Here is a 20,611-nt window from a genome sequence, read left to right on the forward strand (position 1 = left end):
AAAAAAGAAATAAATATGGTGCACGAGCACATAAGCAAAGTGTGAAGCTTGAGAACAGCACGATGTTATGATATTTCACAACTTACAGCTCACTAAACTCAAAGGAACATTTATGAGTAGAGGAGACGTTTCAGAAGAAACCATGCTGCCTGAACAACGTCAAAGTCGGATTTTGCAAATAATTCGAAAAAATGGAGTCGCAAAAAACGCGCAATTGGCTAAACAATTTGGAGTCAACATTGCAACGATTCGCCGTGACTTCACTACGTTTGAAAAGCAAGGGTTAGTCACTGTCGTTTATGGGGGAGCCAAACTGAAAAGCGAGTATATCGCCCCTTCTCCCTATGAAAATGAAATTGCGTTAGAAGAAAAACAAAATATTCATTTAACGACAAAACAAACCATCGCTCAAAAAGCAGCGTCACTCATTAAATCTAACGAAAGCATAGGTCTAAATGCAGGTAGTACTGTTCCTATGATTCTAGATTACTTATCCGATGACGTTCAGCACCTATCCGTAACGACATTGGCTCTAAACATTGCGGAAAAAGCCGTCCGCCTACCTATTGTAGACTTGTTCGTTCCAGGTGGGCACTACAGAAACACATCTCACGCATTGTCTGGCACTGTAACGGAGCAAGCATTAGCTTCTATCAATTTGGACCGAGGATTTTTTGGTGCTTCTGCCATTGACCTTAATGCGGGTTGGACACATCCAGCGCACGCAGAAGTCCCGTCAAACCAAATGATGCTTCGCCAAGCAAGAAAGAAGTACCTTGTATGCGATTCCTCGAAGCTAGGTAGAATTAACTTCAGCAAAGTGTCCGATTTAGCAGTATTCGACGCCTTTATTGTTGATGATGAATTCCCTCTGGAATACAGACAGTGGGCAGAGGATAATGGTATTGAGGTGATTTAGCCTTTCAACCAGCTTCCCCCACAACATCCATATTGTAGAGCCGAATCATTACCGATTCGGCTTTTTTATGCCTTAAAAACACAAAAAACAACAACAAACTTTACACAAAAACACCACAATGCTATAAAAAACTACATGTCGTTATATTAATTCGTCATTTTCCAAGGAGCGGAAATGGAAATACATAGCAATGATGCACCTAAAGCATATGATTTTGTGATAATTGGTGGGGGCATATCAGGGGTATCTCTCGCCCGAGAAGCGGTATTGAGGGGATACTCCGTCGCACTGATAGAGAAAAATGACTTTTCTTCAGGAACAAGCAGCCGATCAGGGAAACTCATACATGGGGGAGTACGCTATTTGGAAACGCTTGACCTCAAGGTTGTTCGTGAATCTTGCAGGGAAAGAGAGACTCAGCTAAACATAGCGCCGCACTTAGCCAAAACCCAACCCATTCTGTTTGTATCAAACTCACAAGGTAAATACAGCCCTTGGCAGCTCAAGATAGCGCTCTCTTTTTATGACTTTGTATCAGGTAACCCTAAAAACAGAAAAAGCCGAATATTCAATAAAAAGACGCTAAGAGACAAAGAACCTAATTTGAATTCAAATGGGCTTAAAGGAGCTGGGTTGTTTCATGATTTAGCGACTAACGATGCCAGATTAACAATAGACACCCTGAAAAGCGCGATATCTCTCGGGGCTGACGCCATGAACTACACTCAAGTAACGGATTTACTTTATAAAAAAGGCAGGGTCTGTGGGGTAAAAGCAACCAATCATCTCTCTAACGAATGCTTTGAATTATCGGCGTCCTATGTGATCAACGCCTGCGGTCCAGGTGTCGATTCCATTCGCTTAATCGATGATCCCACCGCACAACGTTTAATGTCTCCCTCCAAGGGTGTTCACCTTGCGTTTAGCAACAAGAGACTCAAAGTTAACCATGGTGTGTTCATGCACGTAGAAAGCGACAATGGTCGCATGAATTGGGTATTACCTAAAAATGATGAAGGGTATGTCTTTGCGGGTGCAACCGATTCCTACTACGAGGGTGATATTGATAACCCGACGGTAACTGATTCTGATGTTACGCATGTACTGAACGCAACCAATGAAATGTTTCCAAACGCGAAATTAACACAGCAGGACATCCTCTCTGCGTGGTCAGGATTAAGACCCTTAGTGAAAACAGAGTCAATATCAAATGCCAGTAACGTCTCTCGACGCCACTTGATCACTCAAAGCTCTTCGGGTTTATACACCTTGGCTGGTGGTAAATTGAGTACATGTCGACTCATGGCAGAAGAAACCGTTGATTTTATAGAAAACCAAGAGAAGCTTTGCAAAACAAAGAGCTTAAGCCACGTAACACCGATTTCGGGCGGAGAAAATTTCTCTCACTTAACACTTCCCAATGTCGACGTTTTATCAGACCAAGATATTGCTAGAATACAAGGTAATTTTGGTAGCAACACACCTCAAGTGCTTAAGCTGGCTTCATTTGACGAAGACCGAAAAGACATATTCGGCTCTAACTTTCCTCTGACTCCAGCAGAAATTCGCTACATCGCGCGAAACGAGCATGTCGTTCACCTGACCGACATTTTAATAAGACGAACAAATGTCTTCTTTCAATTGAAAGACGCAGGACTGTCTCAACTTGAAGCAATAGGGAAACTCGCCGCTAGCGAGCTCAATTGGTCTCCAGAAAGACTTCGAAAAGAAATTAATATGTACCAAGAAGAAGTGGCCATCAATCGAGAGTTTGGTTCCTCTAAGCCTCAATGCCTCTCAATGAATCAAACCAAATCGAAACTAGGTGGTAGTTATGACTAAGAAACTGATATTGACCATTGATTTGGGCTCTAGTGGAATGCTTTTGTCTGTTTTTAATAGTAAAGGGAAGCTATTAAGGGAACAAAAACAAACATACACACCAGACACGGACACCACTGGCAAAGCCGCTTACAACATAAACGCGATGTATGATTCCATGTTGTTGTCTATCAATCAGCTCTTTGATACCGATGACTCTTTTTCTGCCCAAGAGGTCTGCGTAATTGGCGTATCGGGAATGATGGGGGGAGTATTAGGTGTAGATAAATATGGCTCCCCAACCTTTCCTTACACCACATCGTTAGACACGCGTTTTCTCACTCACTACGAAAGCATAACGAATGAATACGGTTCCGAGATACGAGAAGTGACAGGCACTTGGTACCCAATACTTGCACCAAAAATGAAATGGATGGAAAGCCAGTCAAAAGAGAGCTTTGCAAAAACGGTTAAAATCGTGCCCATTACAAGCTATATCGTCGGGCATCTTTCAGAACTTCCACCAGAAAAGTGGGCGATAGATAAGTCTCTACTCTGGATGACGGGTCTTTCAAACAAACATAGCCAACAGTGGGATCAAAACATCGCTTCCAAGCTCGGTATTGATCTGAAGCTTTTGCCTTATATTGCGGAGTCGACCGATATTGTTGGGCATACGACCAGTAAACTGTCTACGCTCACCTCTATACCGAGTGGCACACCGATACTGGCAGGGCTTGGCGATACTCCTGCGAGCATTGTTGGCGCGGGTGGTTTTTCTAAGAACGTGGCTGTAGATATCGCTGGTACTTATCCTATCCTATCTATGTCGACCCCTGTAACTTCTTATGAACGCATTGGAAAAGTGGGGGAAATCTTCGGCTCACCTTTACCTAACATTTGCCACCCGTCGGTGTTCATTAATGGTGGTGGGCTGACTCAAAAATGGCTTGTTGATATCATGTTCGGTGACGATTGCGACCACATTAGCCACTATGAAGACCTATCAAAAGACGCCGAACTCATCCCACCTGGCTCTGATGGTTTGCTCTGTAACCCTCACTTCGGAGGTCGTGCCTGCCCACCCGATGCCGATGTAAACGCTGGCGCATTCGTCGGATTAAAGTGGGGGCATAAAAGAGCACATCTGTATCGTTCCTTCTTGGAGGCTTTAGCTTATGACTTGTCCCTTACATTCAACCAACTTTCAAATGATCTTGGTGAACAAGTTACCGAGATCAGAGGCGTGAGCGGAATGGCCAACAATTCGCTTTGGAATCAAATGAAAGCCGACATTCTAAACCTACCTTATGTGGAGATGGATAATAAGGAAGCAACGGCACTCGGCACAGCAATAACCGCTGGCGTTTCGATTGGACTATTTGAAAACTTTGAACAGGCTACTTCTGATATTTGTACACCCAAAAAAGTATACAAACCTAGACGTGAGTTACATGAGACCTATAAACCTTATATAACAGCCTACAAAAATCTCATTGAAGGCACACCTTAACCAGATACAAAAAATGTGGTCAATCGTTTAAGGTAACAATGCATTTTTCAGCGAGGTGCGCCGAACACTGCATTGTTACCTTTGCCAGTGGAAATCAGTTAACGCTAGAAACTACCCGATCTGTTTACACATAATCGATAACTGAATCAATTAAGTCACTGGCACTGGTATCGGTTACGATCAAGTAATCCCCACTCTCCGTATAAAACTCAGCAATAGTGTATTGTGCAGTGTAATCCACGCCAAAATCACTCAGTCGTTGGGTCATTGCGTCGGTCAAATCTTCGGCGGTGTATGTTGAAAAATAGCTTGCGTACTCAACCAACCCAGCATCTATCGTTAGGTTCACATCGGTAAAGACCATAACATTGGCACTTCCATCCGGATTATCTTCCCATGTACCCACTACGTTGTTATCCAAAAGTTCTTGGGTAATGTGTAAGTCAGAAGCACCATCACCAATAACAACTTCAAAGCCTGTAAATTCCAGTGCGTTGTTGCCACTTAAGTAGAGCGCATCTATGCCTTCTCCGCCGTGAGCACTTCGATGTGTATTGCAATCTGCTTCTGACAACCCAGCAACATTAACGACATCATTACCTTTGCCTGCGGAGATATTAAATTCTGTGTAATCACCGCCTGCTATTTCAAAGAAACTGATCGTATCATTGCCGTCTCCGGTATCGATATCGAAGTGGTTACTCCAAGCGGCACCGTTCGACTGCACGTGGACGTTTACTGCATCGTTACCGTTCCCCGTAGATATTTCTCCGCGCTTAGCACCATAAACGTTCACAGTCGTTCCCGTATCAGACAAAGCGTTTACATTTACATCCACAAAATTTTTCACGTTGATGAAATCTGTATCGGTCTCAACTAACGCTTCTTTCAGACCATCCGTATTCCACTTATACACGGAAACATCAGTGACGAACTTGCTTTCACCGTTTATCCATTTATGCTGAGAACTTAGTGTTAACACCCCTTCCTTCAGCACTTCCTCTCCTTGAAGAGTCTTCAAAGACGGGTTTTGATCAACTCCAAACTTATCCAAATACTGCGCAAATTTCGTTGTTGCAAGCGCTTGCGCATCAATAGCCATTTCATTGACAAGCGTTTCAACTACGCTGCCGACATAAATGTCGGATTTTATTGTGTTACCTAGCATAGCCACTCCTGATATCTATCTTTAAGTTATACCCAAGTGACCTCAAGGTGCAGGATTCAGGCACTTTGAGGTCACTTGGGTATAGAAGTCTACTCTCTCCGCGACTTAGGGAATATTCTCGTTTCGGCAGTTAGTGCAAATTTGGGAAGCAGTACTTCAGATCGTCATACTTTTGTCACGCGTACTAAGTAATCAAAATGCCACCCGTGCCAGATAAAAAATAAGCCAGCTATACGCTGGCCTATGAACTTCACCTTTTTTCTTATTGTTAAGAAGCGGTGTGGAAATTTTCTTCGTTACCTGCTCTGGTTAACAAACCATCGCATGGAGCAAAACGATCGCCGTATTTCTGTGCGTATTCGTTCATGATCGCGACCAGTTCTTTCAAACCAATCTGGTCCATATAACGGAAAGGACCTCCTAAAAACGGTGGGAACCCGATACCAAAGATCGCACCAATGTCACCGTCGCGAGCACTGCGAATAATGCCTTCGTCCAAACACCTTACGGCTTCATTCAGCATTGGGAGAACACAGCGAAGTGCGATGTCTTTTTCTGGTAGTTTGGATTCAGGCGTAAGCTTGAGCAGCTTATAAACACTCTTATCCACCTCTTTCTTCTTACCTTTATACGTATAGAAACCTTTTCCACTCTTACGCCCTTTTCGACCGTCGTTTAGCAACGTGTCAAACACATCAGGCGCCTTAAATCGACCACCCAACTCTTCGATTAGGATGGGCATGATCTTGGCGCCTACATCCACTCCCACTTCATCCAGCAGGGTAATAGGACCAACAGGGAAACCAAAGTTGAGCAATGCTTCGTCCAGCGTTTCAATCGGCTCACCACTCAATAAAACATGAGCAGCTTCATTCATGTAAGGCGCAAGGATTCGGTTAACAAAAAAGCCCGCTTTATCGGCAACCACAATGGGAGTTTTGCCTTGTTTACGCGCAAAGTTGACTGCGGTGGATATCACCTCGTCGGACGTACCTTCATGAGGAATGACCTCAACCAATGGCATTTTTTCAGCAGGGCTGAAGTAATGCAGACCGACCACATTTTCAGGGCGTTCACATTCAGCCGCTATTTGGTGAATAGGTAGAGACGATGTATTGGTAGCGAATATGGTGGTGTCTTTCGCATGTTGCTCTATTTCATTCACCATCGATTGTTTTAGAGCCAAGTCTTCGAATACGGCTTCAATGACAATATCAGCATCGCGGTATCCAACGTAATCGGTCCCCCCCGTCAGCTGTGACATATTATATTGCACACCTGCTTTGGTTAGAATTCGACGTTTCTTCTGCTTAGCAAACAATTTGTGGTTGTAGTTGATCGCATTCAAGATGCCATCGTTAGACACGTCTTTAACACGAACTGGGACGTTCGCTTTCGCAACCGATACGTGGCTTATCCCCGCTCCCATTAGCCCACCACCCAACACACCTACTTTCGAAATGTTTCTTGGTTTGGCTTCACTGCCGTTCTCTTTTTTCATTTCAGTGGTTGCGAAAAAGATGGAACGAAGCGCTTTAGACTCAGTCGTCATGCACAGCTCACCAAATTTTTTGGCTTCTGTCGCCAAGCCGGCTTGTACCCCTTTTTCTAAGCCTTCACCAATGACTTCAAGAATCGCCTCGGCAGCAGGGTAGTTACCACGGGTTTTCGCTAATGTCTTCTTAATGGCTTGGTCAAAGATGAATTTACGACCAAGGCGATTGCCAGACATAAGCTTCTCTTTCGTGTCCACCGAACGCTTAGCTTTCTTTTTACCCGCAAATGTCTTGGCGACATCCAATAAAATGGATTGGGGGACACTGGCATCAACAACGCCCAATTTCTTCGCTTTTTTTGCACGAAGCTGTTTGCCTGTCAAAATCAAGTCCAAAGAACCCAGCAGCCCTATTAAGCGAGGAAGTCTCTGAGTTCCGCCTGAACCAGGCAACAAACCTAATTGTACTTCTGGTAACCCCAATCGTGTTTTATCTGAATCTGTACACACTCGATAGTCACAGGCTAGCGCTAACTCCAAACCACCACCTAAACAAGGTCCGTGAATGGCAGCCACGGATGGAAAAGGTAAGGCTTCCAAACGCGCGAACATTTGCTGCCCTTGTTTGGCTAACCCTTCTGCTTCTTCCGCAGTGGTGCATGCATCCAGCATTCTTACGTCAGCACCCGCCACAAAATTATCGGGTTTAAGCGAGTAAATCACTAATCCGGTGAGTTCGTTCTTTTTAGCTTCCAGTTCAAGCAAGATCGCCTGCATTTCATCCGAAAACTCTGCTTGAAGCGTATTCATTTTCTCGCCAGGAACATCAATGGCTAGCCACGCGAGATTTTGATCGTCTATTGATAATGTAAATGCACTCTGACCCGCCATTATTCCACCTCCAAAATCATCGCTGCACCTAAACCACCCGCGGCACATGCAGTATTCAACGCTAATCCCCCTCCACGGCGTTTAAGCTCACGCAGTGTTTGAGTAATCATTCGCGCACCAGTTGCTGCAAATGGGTGCCCATAAGCGATAGAACCACCAAGAACGTTGAATTTATCCATATCGATTTCGCCTATGGCTTTGTCTCTTCCTAGTATTTCTTTAGCGAACTTATCGCTGGCGAACATCTTCACGTTAGCCAACGTTTGTGCTGCAAAGGCTTCGTGCATATCAATAAGTGTAAGATCCGACAAACTAATACCTGCACGATCGAGTGCCATTGGAGTCGCATGCGAAGGTCCCATCAACATATCCTCTTTCACGTCAATGGCCGAAAATGCATAAGAGCGTATGAAGCCCATGATGTCGAGTCCTAGCTCTTTAGCACGACCTTCACGCATAATAAGCAGCGATGCCGCTCCGTCTGTCAGTGGCGTTGCATTCGCAGCCGTTACACTGCCATATTGCCTATCAAACGCTGGGCGCAATTTTGCGTACCCTTCAATGGTTGAGTCCTGACGAATATTATTGTCGGTATCAATCCATTGCTTGTAAGGGTCGGGAAAAGCGGTCATCACTTCGTCTCGAATTTTTCCTTCTTTCCAAGCTTGCGCAGCTAAGGTATGAGAGCGATGAGCTAATTCATCTTGGGCTTGGCGAGTAATTCCGTGTGTTTTTGCCATCTGCTCTGCCGTTTGTCCCATGGACAGCCCTGTCGAATATTCGGCTACTGCTGGAGGCACTGGCATCAAATCTTTGAAGGAGAGCTTGCGCATAATAGAAAGCTTCTGCCCCGCTTTTTTTGCCTTACTCAGAGCAAGTAAAGAGGCAGCCAGTTTTTTGGATACGCCGATTGGCAGTACTGAGGAGGAATCAGCGCCACCAGCGACACCAATATCAATCGAGCCAGAAATGATACTTTCAGCCACGTTCACCGCAGACTGAAAACTCGTCGCACAAGCTCGCGTTACACTGTACGCATCGGTGTGAATATTCATACCTGTACCTAATACGATTTCACGGGCAATGTTTGGCGCTTCTGGCATTTGCACAACCTGTCCAAATACCACTTGATCGATTAGGGCTGGATCAATATCGGCGCGTGTCAGCATTTCACTGACGACCATTTTACCCAAGTCTACGGCGGGTACCTGAGAAAACTCGGTGCTTTGTCTTGCGAACGGCGTTCTTAGCCCAGCAACAACCGCAATCCTTTCTCCGGAACGCGTCCTTAAATCCTGAATGCCCATTATATCTCCTTAAAGAGGTCAGACCTGTCATGTAACAAAAATGTTATCAGATTAAAACGCATGTTTGAATCGCTTTTTATTTTATAGCGTGATCTAGGACTAAAATGTAGAGAGTGACACGTAAGAAATCGTAAGTGTAGCGCAGAAAAGACGGGGTAATAACTGTGATAAATAATCAGATTGCGTTACATTAAAACTGTGAATCAGGAATTTTAGACAAAAAAAACCACACTTAAAGTGTGGCATGAATCGATATATAGCGTATCGCTAAAATTAAAAAATCAGTTTCCTGATTAGGAGAAAGTAAAGTCAGCCTTCAAAAGGAAGTGTCATCTTGCTCAACGTGCTAACCACGAATGGTTAACCAGATGACAAGACGTACTATAACCAGATTCCATATATGGATTTTGAATTAGATCAATTTATTTGTAGTTTATGCAATGCTGCCTAGTGGATAATCGCTTAAGAAAGATCCGAAATGAAATTTCTAAGCTCGGCTTTTTATGCCAAACCATCCTCTTAATTAGAAGTTCGCTTACTTTCAGTAAGTTAGAACTCTCGAGTGTTGACCTTCCATAGACACAGCGAGAGCAAACGGAGGCTCAAGTGTCGATTATCGATTTTTTTGGAAAGAAAAAAGAGAAGCGTCCGGTCAATTCTGATATGGACAAGCAAAAAAGATACGAAGCGCTCGTGCGCGCTTATCACACCGACCTATATCGCTATGCGTACTGGTTGTGTAAAGACAGTCATGTTGCGGAAGATTTGGTACAAGAAACCTGTTTACGTGCTTGGCGGGCTATAGATAGCCTGCTAGACGAAAAAGCAGCGAAATCTTGGCTAATTACCATTCTACGCCGTGAAAACGCACGCCGCTTCGAACGAAAACAGTTAGAATTGGTGGATATTGATGACCACGGCAACGATGCAAAGGTTTCTGACGACCCGCATCATCAGCAACAGTGGCTTCAAAATCAAATTATGAAATTAGAGGTCGAGTATCGAGAGCCTCTGTTTCTCCAAGTTGTAGGGGGATTCAGCGGTGAAGAAATTGGGCAAATTCTGGAATTAAATAAGAACACGGTAATGACACGTTTGTTCCGAGCCAGAAACCAGCTCAAAGAGATGCTTGAAGATTCTCAATCGGATATGGGGGTGCATAATGGATGATTTAGAATTTCGCCGTCGCATTATGTCAGATCCAAAGGGCAGAGACGACGAAATCGAATTGGCGATTTCTCAAAACAGTGCAAATGCCAAATTTGTCGATGACATTTTAGGTCTAGATGCACAACTAGAAAAAGCGATGAAAGTCGATGTGCCAGATGGGTTGGCTGATCGTGTGTTGTTTAACCAAAGCGCGGAAACGGAAAGGCCTAGGTTTGCTAGAAAAGCACTCGCTATGGCGGCATCGGTAGCCTTTGCTTTTGGACTTTTAATAGGACAAGTCAATTGGGGTGGACTTGTGGTAACGCCAGCCTACGCAACATTAGCAAATACGGCGTTGGCTCATGTAACCGCTGAGAAACCTTTCATCAATCCAATTGATGAAAATGTTTCATCTAGCCAAATCAACGTGAAAATGAAACCTTTTGCGTATCACTTCTCGCAAAACTTTCCTTATCACGTGTATTACTTAAACCACTGTGGTTTTGGCGCTTCGAATGCTATGCATATGGTATTTGAAGGAGAGCATGGGCGAGTGACACTTTTTGTTACTAATATCCCAGCCCCTGAATCTCAGGCATTTGTCAAAGATGGAATGTCTGGCATTGTTATGCCATTGATGGATGCAAGCATGGTGATTGTGGGAAGTATGGATGAAGATGTAGCGAAAATCGCTGAAACATTAAAACCTATCATACACCCTGCTGGCTAAGTGCTTAATCCAGCTACTCGTTAAACAATCAAGGTCCGCGATTTACAGCGGACCTTTTTTATTTTCACGTTACTCAAAATTCTTCTCTTAGAATTTCTATTATGAATAAACAAGGCTTCTTCACAGTTCACGAGTGCTTACTCACCCCAAATTTTGCTTTATTGACTGTTATCTGCTTATTTAAACAATGGTCGGATTTCATTTAATCAATCGCAGAATTACTATCTCCGCCGTTGAGTAACTACTCAATCAAGCTTAAAAGTTATATCAGTACATAAAGCAGGGTTGTCTGCCCTCGTGGGTAGATACACATATCACCCGACAATTAATGTCTGGGAATACAATAATAAGGTTAATCCTATGAACAAGTCGCGTCTGTTTAAAAAAACGGTCATCGCTACCACAATCGCTCTCGCATCTCAGCAAGCTATCGCTGCAGGTTTCCAACTTAACGCACAATCCGCGACCGGTCTTGGCCGAGCGTTTGCAGGCGACGCTGTAATTGCAGATAACGCTTCTGTAATGGCACGTAACGCCGCTGCAATGGCGCTGTTTGAAGAAACTTCACTGTCAGTTGGTGTAACAACGATTACATCTATGATCGAAGTAAAAGACGCTAAGTACACCTACGCCAATGCACTTGCAGGTCCATCTGCTGGTTACATGTCTACTGTCGATTCCAACTTCAGTAATGCGGGCGATACTTCCGTAGTACCTAACCTACACGTGATTGTTCCTTTGAACGAAAAATTTGCTGTAGGCGCTAACGTATACTCTAACTTTGGTACAAAAACCCAATTTGACGACACATTTGTTGGCGCAGAATACGGTGGCCTTACTGATGTTAAGAGTATGAACATTGGTCTTGCTGGTTCTTACCGTATTAATGAACAACTAAGTATTGGTGCTGGCTTAGATATTATCTATGGTTCAGGAAAAATGCAGCGCAAACTGAGCGACAAATTGACACATGTTCCTGTCAGCACATCGCCAGTTGTTATTCGTGATTTATCTGGACAAACAGCATTAGATGTAGATGCTTCTGGTTGGGCACTAGGTTTTAACCTAGGTACAGTATATGAGCTTGATGAAAACAACCGCTTTGGTTTGTCTTATCGAAATAGCCCTACCTTAAAAGCAAAAGGTGATGTAACTGCAAGCAAAGGGGTATCTAAAGACGACACACTTCTCATGCCTCTACCTGATATGGCAGAGTTTTCTGGTTACCATCGCTTAGATGGCACTGATTTCGCGGTTCACTACAGCGTGCAGTGGATCGGCTGGTCTGTATTTGAAAAACTAGAAGCTGAAAAAGCGGGCGTTCTTAACGAATACAAGTGGCAGAATGGTATGCACTACTCTATCGGTGGTACGTACTTTGTAAGTCAAGACTGGACTGTTCGTGCCGGTTATATGCACGACACAAGTGCCCAAGACGAGTTAACTTCAATTTCTGTGCCTGACTCAAACCGCAACTGGCTCTCCGCTGGCTTTACTTATAACCTCGACAGCCAATCTAACGTAGATTTCGGTGCCACTTACCTTTTAGGTCAAGATGTTAAAGTATCAGAAAATAACTTACCTTTAAGCAAAATTGAAGGTACAACACGTGCAGATGCAATCCTGCTAGGCGTACAGTACAGCCGTACGTTCTAATCCAAACGGATTAGCTGAGCGGAAATAAAAGAGTTGGCATTGCGCCAACTCTTTTTGTTTGTTTTGACGTTATAGGAATTTAATTAAACTTCTTTAAGCTGGCTTTGCCACATTTGCGCATACTGCCCTTTCAAATCGAGTAATGCCTGATGGGTTCCTTGCTCCAAAACCTTGCCCTGTGACAGAACAACGATGGTATCTGCATCTACTATGGTCGAAAGACGGTGCGCGATTGTGATCACTGTTCTCCCTTTCGACATCAGTTTCAAGCTCTCTTGGATTTCTCTTTCTGTTTCTGTATCCAAAGCCGAGGTCGCTTCATCAAGTAACAAGATAGGTGGGTTCTTTAGCAATGTTCTAGCAATGCCTACGCGCTGCTTTTCACCACCAGACAACTTTAACCCTCGCTCGCCCACTTGGGTTTGATAGCCGTCTGGCAACTGTTCAATGAAATGGTGAATTTTAGCCGCTTTTGCCGCTTCAATAATTTCATTCTGTGAGGCGTTAGGTCTGCCATAGGCTATATTGTATTGAATGGTATCGTTGAACAACACGGTATCTTGGGGAACAACGCCAATCGCATTATGTAGGCTTTCCTGTGTCACATCTCGTATGTCTTGACCATCTATTAGTATGTTACCGCCACTTACGTCGTAAAATCGAAACAGAAGCCTTCCTAGGGTCGATTTTCCTGACCCAGAAGAACCCACTATGGCGACAGTCTTCCCAGCGCCTACAGAGACGCTCACATCATTTAAAATTTGGCGCTGAGATTCATAAAAGAAATCGATATTTTTAAAACTTAACTCTCCAGCGGACACCGCTAAATTGGGTGCATTTTCTTTATCTTTCACATCCGGTTCTTGGCGAAGTAGATCAAACATCTCCCCCATATCTATCAATGACTGGCGAATCTCTCGATACACAAACCCAAGAAAGTTTAACGGCATCATGACTTGCATCATGTACGCGTTCACCATGACAAAACCACCCACGGTTAACACGCCCGAATTAACATCCCTAACGGCAAGCAACAATGCGAGTACCATACCGCCATTTAATAAAAGGGCTTGCCCTAGGTTGAGTAAAGCTAGTGAGTTCACCGTTTTTATCGATGCGGCTTCAAAGCCCTCCATCGATTGGTCGTAACGATTCGCCTCTCGCTTCTCCGCTCCAAAATACTTAACCGTTTCAAAATTAAGTAAGCTATCGATCGCTTTCTGGTTCGCGTCTTTGTCTTTGTCGTTCATTTCTTTACGAATGCGCACTCGCCATTCCGTCACCTTCGCAGTAAACACGATGTAAATAACAACGGTTAAGCTCACCACCAGCAAGTACCAGAAATCAAAAGCAAACAATAAAATAAGAGAAATGAGCAACAGTTCAAGAATGAGCGGACCAATACTAAAGAGCATAAATCTAAGCAAAAACTCTATGCCTTTTACGCCACGCTCCATGACTCGGCTTAATCCCCCCGTTTTCCGCGTAAGATGATAGCGAAGAGAAAGGCGGTGAATATGCGATATGGTTTCTAACGCGACGGAGCGAAGAGCGTGTTGCCCAACTTTAGCGAAAACGACATTACGTATTTCTTCAAAACCGATTTTCAAAACTTGGTTCATTCCATACGCAACGACTAAGCCAACAGCTCCTAAAGCCAACAACCACTCGGGGGAATCATTTTCGGTCGCCATTAAATCGACGACCGCTTTGTACAAAAACGGAGTGAATACGGCTACCAACTTTGATAAACCCAGAGCAACCATTGCCATGACAACTCTGCGTTTCACCCAAGGTTTATCCTTCGGCCACAAATAGGGCGAAATTTTCTGAATCGTATTCCAACCGCTTTCACGCGCTTGGCTTTCTAATTCTCGGTTATTTTGAATGGCTTGATCTGGTTTTCCGACATCGCTAGTTTCTGACATACGCTTCCTGTTTTTGGGTTATCTAACTTTTATATGATCAAAGATCTGTACCCGAGGTTTATTCTACTTTTTAGGTGAGTATAGAGAGGTTTTTGATCCGACAATGAGATTCCTTGGTATACGACGGTTCAAAAAGAAAAAAGCCTGACGATTTATCGTCAGGCTTTCAAATTTGTGAAGTCTGTATGTTTTACTTAAGCTTTTCGCCTATTCAAATTCTTCATCTAAGTAGTCATCTAGGAAATCTTCTTCCTCTTCTTCTACTGTTTCGGTAATTCCCGCTTTAAAATCGCGTCGTTGTAGGTATACGTCACGAGACAATGCGTACGGATCCGGTGACGACTCCAACGTACCTTCTTGTGGAATCAACAAGTAACGTTTTTCCAAGCCTTCTAGAGCCCACTTTCCAAGGCCTGCCCAAAAATTCAAATAAAACAACGGAACATACATGCCATCAACAGTATCCGTTGTTTTCCGTAACGTTATCGGTCCGTATCCGGGAACCATAAAATAGGGACCATGACCCACGCCGTGGTAACCCAACATATCACTGAACGCACGGTCATCTTGCTGTGTGATACCAGCAGCGGATGCAACATCTATGAACCCTAATAGACCCAATGTAGAATTGATCCAAAAGCGATTGAAGTTTGTAAGCGCTTGTTCACCTTCGCCCATTAAAAGGTTGTTGACCATACTGGCTGGCTCATCAAGGTTTGCGAGGAAGTTACCAATACCACCACGAACTGGTTTAGGCACCGTTTCAACATACGCGACCGACACTGGGCGAACAATGTAAGGATCCAGATAATCATAGTTGATATCAAACATTGTTCGGTTAAAGCTTTCAAACGGGTCATTCGGATGAGAAAGACTGGCATGTTCTTCCTCCGGTACAGAGGTGCAACCGACTAAAAAAGAGGCTAATAACACTAATAGCCAGGAACTAACTTTATTCAACAACATAGTCCTTTACCAAAAACAAAGACCGGCTTCTGCCGGTCTTATTATCAATTCTTAGCGTACTCAAGTAATCTTCTTTATTCTAATGATTTCATATCATTCATCAACTTGAATTGATAACGACGCCAAACACAAAACAATACCATTAATAACGTTTATCTATAGTTAAAGCAACACTATCACCTAATTTAGCAATGTCACTTTGACCATGCCAATCACCATCTCTGCTGGCAACATTGCCATCCGCATCAATTCTGGCTTTCACTACAAGCTCATCTAAGCTCGATAGTTTAATGCCTTGTATCATGCTATTTCCGTCATCAAGTACGACTGTTCTAGGAAAAGACCCTAGTGGGTAACGCGCAGCAGCGACTGGCATAGGGCTACCATCCGCTCTGTGAACTGATACAATCAAGACAGCATTAGGATCAGGGTTCACTTCATCGGCTAACGCAATACTGACTTGAACTGATTTACCTGCTACCGCAGCGGTTTCTCCCAATTTAAGTTTTGCGTTTTGAATACTGCGACCCAACATTTCATAACGGTTATCTTGTGGGCCAATCATTTGTTGCATTGCTCCCCAATAACGTATGGCTGCCGCGTAATCACTACGCTCAAAAGAATCAAACGCTAGCAGTGAAAGAACTCGTAAATCGACTCGATCTTGTTTAACTAATCGGTGTAACAAGGAGCGCGCCTTATTCTGATCCACTTCATCAGATGAAAGCATTAAAGCTTGCGCATAGCCCAACTGAATATCGGAATCTTTAGGTTCAATACGATACGCTTTTTTCATGGCGCCTATCGCTGTGGTCACATCTCTATTTGCCAATGCAATACGCCCTAAAAGCATCCAACCAGTTGAGTCGTCCGGTTGATGATGTAAGCGAGTACGAAGAGCGAGTGTCAAATCCTGCATCTCATCTTCTGTGAGTGCTTGACCTTCTGGCGACATCAACTTCTTGGTAAGAGCAGGAAGGTTGCTCTCAGCTTGATGCCAATCCACCACTTTCTGAGAACCGCCAAATTGGTAATACATCCCGTAGGACAATGCAGCAACAAATAATAACGACGGAATGGCGACAGCCATTGTTGAAATCTGAGTTGTCGCTTCATTTTTCTTGGCTTTAGGAACATCGTCTAGCAGCGTTTGCTTTAGATCCGCAATCAAATCTTCTTGATTTTCGACTAACCCTTCTTTTGCTTCTTCTTCTAGCTCATCTAAACGATCTTTGTAGAACGCTTTATTAAGTTCGTCACGTCGCGCGTCGTCATCAACAGCACGTCGCTGGACTAACGGAAAAGCAATTAGAACGCTAGAGATAGCAATGATAACGGCTGTAGCTATCCAGAAAAAAGTCATTTTCGCTCATCTCCCGTTTCCGATTCTTCTTTGAGTAAAGCTTGTAGCTGTGCTTCTTTTTCTGCGTCCCAATCTTCAGATTTCACGGAATCTTGACGGGAGGGCTTACGACGGCTTCTCAATACGATAAACCCAAAGCCAATGACCAATACACCAATGGGTCCGACCCACAATATAGAGGTAACCACGGTTATCGGCGGGTTATAGGTAACAAAGTTTCCATAGCGGGCGATCATGTAGTCGATGATTTCCTGCTCCGTTTTGCCTTCTTTCAACATCTCATAGACTTTCAGGCGGAGATCTTGTGCTAGGGCGGCATTAGAATCGCCAATGGAGTTGTTTTGACACTTAGGGCAACGTAACGTGTGCCCCAGCTCTTTGAATAGCTGTTCTTGCTCAACAGAATCAAATTCGTATATTTCTATGCTAGCCAATGTAGGTAAAGCGAACAAAGCAATAGCAAGGAATACACTGAGTAATTGCTTAATCATTTCGCAGACTCCTCCACTAACCGTTGATAAATTGGCTGCAATGTTTCTTTCCAATTTTTCACGTTTACATCACCAACGTGTCGATACTGAATAACACCATTCGCATCAACGATATAAGTTTCAGGTGCACCGTAGACGCCTAGGTCCAAACCAAGCATACCGTTACCATCAAACAAACTGATCAAGTAAGGGTTGCCCAATTCATTAAGCCACTGCACTGCTTTTTCGCGGTTATCTTTGTAGTTAAGACCAATAATCTTCACGCCGTTAGCCGCTAGCTCATTTAGGTATTTATGCTCGGCATAGCATGTCGGACACCACGTAGCCCATACGTTGATAAGCAATGGTTCACCGACAAAGATGTCTTGTTCATACAATCGACCGGGTTCGGCTAAGTCTTCAAGCTTAAACTTGGGTACAGGCTGACCAATCAATACTGACTCTAATTTTGTTGGGTCATCCCCACCCGCATTGCGGCTTAACTGAGTCGCAAACACCGCGACCAGTATCAAAAAGAAAGCCAGTGGAGCAAAAAGTATATTCCGATTCATTTATGCTTCCTTCTCTTTCAGCTCTGTTGCTCGTTTAGAAGGCTTTCGGAATCGATATCGCTTATCACTGATTGCCACGATGCCACCAAAGATCATGAATAAACTGCCAAGCCAAATCCACCGAACAAAAGGTTTGTAATAAATGCGTACAGCCCAAGCATCACCATCGTCCAACCTTTCACCCATGGCGATATACAAATCACGTGTGACACCACGATCTATCGCTGCTTCTGTCATCATGGATTTTGCCGTGTTGTAGAAACGCTTTTCTGCATGAAGAACGTTAACAAACTGACCATCTTTCTTGATCTCGAAATCCGCGATATAACCATCGTAGTTTGGTCCGTCATTGTCGCGTAATCCTTGGAAATAGAAGTTATACCCTTGGATTTGGAAGTTTTCTCCAGGTGCTAAGCGCACATCACGCTCGATACTGTAGTTCTGTACCATAGCAATACCGATCACGGTGATCGCCATACCAATATGCCCAAGCATCATCGCCCAATGGCTGCGTTGTAGCTTTTTAACTCCCACAATAAAGCTGTGTCGGTGAGTGGCTCTTTGATGCAGTTCGAAACCATGCATAGCGATAATCCAAATCGCCATTACCCACCCTAGGTAGGCTAGCGCCTCAAACGAGTCAGCAAGTAGGAAGACGAAAACCGCGCCAAGTACTAGAGAAATCACACCTGACACTGCCATCGGCTTTTTAAGACTACTAAGATCGTCACGCTTCCATCGTATTAAAGGACCTATACCCAACAAGAAAGCAAAAGGCACCATCAACCACGTGAACAACATATTGAAGAAAGGCGCACCGATAGAAACTGACCCTAACCCCAATTGCTTGTGTACCAAGGGCAGCAAAGTACCGACAAGAACCACCACCAAAGCTGCAACAAGAATTACGTTATTGGCAAGTAGGACATTCTCGCGGGAAAACAAAGCGAAACTGCCACGCACACGGACAGATGAACCTTTCAAAGCAAACAGCAGTAACGAACCACCGATAATGAACACCAAGAACCCTAAAATAAACATACCGCGAGCAGGATCCGATGCAAACGCATGCACCGAGACCAAAATACCGGAACGAACAAGGAATGTGCCTAATAAACTGAGTGAAAATGCAGAAATCGCTAAAAGCACCGTCCACGCTTTAAATGTTCCGCGCTTTTCTGTTACTGCCAGTGAATGCATCAACGCTGTTCCCGCTAACCAAGGCATGAAAGAGGCATTTTCTACTGGGTCCCAGAACCACCAGCCACCCCAGCCAAGTTCGTAGTAGGCCCACCAAGAGCCCAATGCGATACCTAACGTTAAAAATAGCCATGCGGCTGTTGTCCATGGTCTCGACCAACGTGCCCAAGCGGTATCTAACCGTCCAGTCATCAAAGAAGCAATTGCGAATGAAAACGCGACAGAAAAGCCGACATAACCCATGTAAAGCATTGGTGGGTGAATGATTAAGCCTGGATCTTGAAGTAGAGGGTTTAAATCACGCCCATCAACAGGAAAGAATGGCAACGTGCGAAGAAACGGGTTTGAAGTAACGATGATAAACAGTAGGAATCCTACAGTGATCATTCCCATTACGGCTAAAACACGTGCAACCGATTCTTGAGGCATTCCTCGGCTAAAAGTCGCAACCGCAACCGTCCAAGCGGCTTGAATCAATACCCATAAAAGTAGTGAACCTTCGTGAGCTCCCCATACAGCGGTTAGGCGGTAGTACCAAGGAAGCAAACTATTTGAGTTAGTTGCAACATACGTAAGGGTAAAATCATTGGTATAAAATGCCCAAAGAAGCACAAAAAAGGAGACAAGAATAAGCAAGAACATTCCCCAAGACAGCGGTCTTGCAGTGTTCATTAGCGTGATGTTGTTTTTTGTTGCACCAACCAGAGGCAGTAAGCTTAGTAAGACAGCAAAGCCAAGAGACACTATCAGAGCAAAATGCCCAAATTCAGCGATCATTGCGTGCTCTCCGATTTTTGTACATCTGTATATTCTAAGGGTTCATGCACTTTCTTCATCGCTTCTGCAATTTCTGGTGGCATGTACTCTTCGTCGTGCTTTGCTAGGACTTCAAAAGCTTCAATCGTCGTAGCATCTTTTAAGACACCTTGCGCAACGATACCCTGACCTTCACGGAACAGATCCGGAAGAATTCCGTCGTACAAAATCGTGACTTTTGGACCGACGTCAGCCAGATCAAACTGCACTCTAAGCGATTGAGAATCGCGAGAAACAGAACCTTTTACGACCATTCCGCCAATTCTTAGGCGCTGACCAACTTCGGGTTTGGAACCATCTGGCTTACCATTAACAAGTTCAGTTGGTGTGTAAAATAGGTCCATATTCTGGTTCAAGGCATACAGCATCAAACCAACAGTGGCACTTAAGCCAAATACTAGGGCAAGAACAAGACCGAGCCTTTTTTTGCGTCTTGGATTCATAGGGTGTTCTCCAAATTCTTAGCGGCATCAATTCGCGCTTGGCGATCGATCTTGGCATTCACTTCATTCATTAGATTCCTACCGCGCTTGATGCAGCTAAACAGCAGAATCAACATGGAAAGAAACGTAATACCAAATGCACCCCATACATAGGACGCATAGCCACCCATGGCGAAAAAATCACTGATAGATTCAAAATGCATT

At 44.1% G+C, this 20,611-nt stretch carries 17 protein-coding genes; 6 read left to right on the forward strand and 11 right to left on the reverse strand.

What is annotated here, in order from left to right:
- Positions 1-112: 112 nt before the first annotated feature.
- The 3 genes from CW749_RS13780 to CW749_RS13790 all read left to right on the forward strand — a co-directional run bounded on the left by CW749_RS13780 (position 113) and on the right by CW749_RS13790 (position 4,253).
- Positions 113-919: a DeoR/GlpR family DNA-binding transcription regulator gene (locus CW749_RS13780; protein WP_180958404.1), complete on the forward strand. Its 807-nt coding sequence runs from the start codon at positions 113-115 to the stop codon at positions 917-919.
- Positions 920-1,093: 174 nt separating this feature from the next.
- Positions 1,094-2,761: a glycerol-3-phosphate dehydrogenase/oxidase gene (locus tag CW749_RS13785; protein ID WP_101112721.1), complete on the forward strand. Its 1,668-nt coding sequence runs from the start codon at positions 1,094-1,096 to the stop codon at positions 2,759-2,761.
- Positions 2,754-4,253, forward strand: a complete 1,500-nt coding sequence (locus CW749_RS13790; protein WP_101112723.1) for an FGGY family carbohydrate kinase — start codon at positions 2,754-2,756, stop codon at positions 4,251-4,253. The genes CW749_RS13785 and CW749_RS13790 overlap by 8 nt, the downstream gene beginning before the upstream one ends.
- Before the next feature lie 124 nt (positions 4,254-4,377).
- Here the strand turns inward: CW749_RS13790 and CW749_RS13795 are convergent, their stop codons facing one another.
- The 3 genes from CW749_RS13795 to fadI form a co-directional block, all read right to left on the reverse strand.
- On the reverse strand, positions 4,378-5,421 hold the full coding sequence (locus CW749_RS13795; RefSeq protein ID WP_101112725.1) for a hypothetical protein: 1,044 nt from the start codon (positions 5,419-5,421) through the stop codon (positions 4,378-4,380).
- A gap of 268 nt (positions 5,422-5,689) precedes the next feature.
- Positions 5,690-7,807, reverse strand: coding sequence for a fatty acid oxidation complex subunit alpha FadJ (fadJ, locus tag CW749_RS13800; RefSeq protein WP_101112727.1), 2,118 nt, complete (start codon positions 7,805-7,807; stop codon positions 5,690-5,692).
- Positions 7,807-9,114 (reverse strand): acetyl-CoA C-acyltransferase FadI, encoded by a 1,308-nt coding sequence (gene fadI / locus CW749_RS13805; RefSeq protein WP_101112729.1) that lies wholly within the window; start codon positions 9,112-9,114, stop codon positions 7,807-7,809. The genes fadJ and fadI overlap by 1 nt, the downstream gene beginning before the upstream one ends.
- Before the next feature lie 606 nt (positions 9,115-9,720).
- Between fadI and CW749_RS13810 the strand changes: the two genes are divergently transcribed.
- The 3 genes from CW749_RS13810 (at position 9,721) to CW749_RS13820 (ending at position 12,649) form a co-directional block, all read left to right on the forward strand.
- Positions 9,721-10,284, forward strand: coding sequence for a sigma-70 family RNA polymerase sigma factor (locus tag CW749_RS13810; protein WP_101112731.1), 564 nt, complete (start codon positions 9,721-9,723; stop codon positions 10,282-10,284).
- Positions 10,277-10,993 carry a DUF3379 domain-containing protein gene (locus tag CW749_RS13815; RefSeq protein WP_101112733.1) on the forward strand — a complete coding sequence of 239 codons (717 nt, stop codon included), beginning with the start codon at positions 10,277-10,279 and terminating at the stop codon, positions 10,991-10,993. Before CW749_RS13810 ends, CW749_RS13815 begins: the two co-directional genes overlap by 8 nt.
- Positions 10,994-11,353: 360 nt before the next feature.
- Positions 11,354-12,649: an outer membrane protein transport protein gene (locus CW749_RS13820; RefSeq protein ID WP_101112735.1), complete on the forward strand. Its 1,296-nt coding sequence runs from the start codon at positions 11,354-11,356 to the stop codon at positions 12,647-12,649.
- 83 nt (positions 12,650-12,732) lie between these two features.
- Here CW749_RS13820 and CW749_RS13825 read toward each other — a convergent pair whose 3' ends face one another.
- From CW749_RS13825 to ccmD, 8 genes are all read right to left on the reverse strand, one after another.
- Positions 12,733-14,577, reverse strand: a complete 1,845-nt coding sequence (locus CW749_RS13825; protein ID WP_101112737.1) for an ABC transporter ATP-binding protein/permease — start codon at positions 14,575-14,577, stop codon at positions 12,733-12,735.
- 207 nt (positions 14,578-14,784) lie between these two features.
- The gene (locus CW749_RS13830; protein WP_101112738.1) at positions 14,785-15,543 is read right to left on the reverse strand and encodes an MlaA family lipoprotein; all 759 of its coding nucleotides are present in this window, start codon (positions 15,541-15,543) and stop codon (positions 14,785-14,787) included.
- Between the two features lie 142 nt (positions 15,544-15,685).
- On the reverse strand, positions 15,686-16,906 hold the full coding sequence (ccmI, locus tag CW749_RS13835; RefSeq protein WP_101112740.1) for a c-type cytochrome biogenesis protein CcmI: 1,221 nt from the start codon (positions 16,904-16,906) through the stop codon (positions 15,686-15,688).
- A complete protein-coding gene (locus CW749_RS13840; RefSeq protein WP_101112742.1) occupies positions 16,903-17,397 on the reverse strand; it encodes a cytochrome c-type biogenesis protein in 495 nt (164 codons plus the stop codon). Before CW749_RS13840 ends, ccmI begins: the two co-directional genes overlap by 4 nt.
- The gene (locus CW749_RS13845; protein WP_101112744.1) at positions 17,394-17,948 is read right to left on the reverse strand and encodes a DsbE family thiol:disulfide interchange protein; all 555 of its coding nucleotides are present in this window, start codon (positions 17,946-17,948) and stop codon (positions 17,394-17,396) included. Before CW749_RS13845 ends, CW749_RS13840 begins: the two co-directional genes overlap by 4 nt.
- The gene (locus CW749_RS13850; RefSeq protein WP_101112746.1) at positions 17,949-19,925 is read right to left on the reverse strand and encodes a heme lyase CcmF/NrfE family subunit; all 1,977 of its coding nucleotides are present in this window, start codon (positions 19,923-19,925) and stop codon (positions 17,949-17,951) included.
- Positions 19,922-20,407: a cytochrome c maturation protein CcmE gene (ccmE, locus tag CW749_RS13855; protein ID WP_101112747.1), complete on the reverse strand. Its 486-nt coding sequence runs from the start codon at positions 20,405-20,407 to the stop codon at positions 19,922-19,924. The genes CW749_RS13850 and ccmE overlap by 4 nt, the downstream gene beginning before the upstream one ends.
- Positions 20,404-20,610, reverse strand: coding sequence for a heme exporter protein CcmD (gene ccmD, locus CW749_RS13860; protein ID WP_101112749.1), 207 nt, complete (start codon positions 20,608-20,610; stop codon positions 20,404-20,406). The genes ccmE and ccmD overlap by 4 nt, the downstream gene beginning before the upstream one ends.
- Position 20,611 lies beyond the last annotated feature (1 nt).

This window comes from Vibrio sp. vnigr-6D03, from assembly GCF_002835515.1.
GTDB lineage: Bacteria > Pseudomonadota > Gammaproteobacteria > Enterobacterales > Vibrionaceae > Vibrio > Vibrio penaeicida.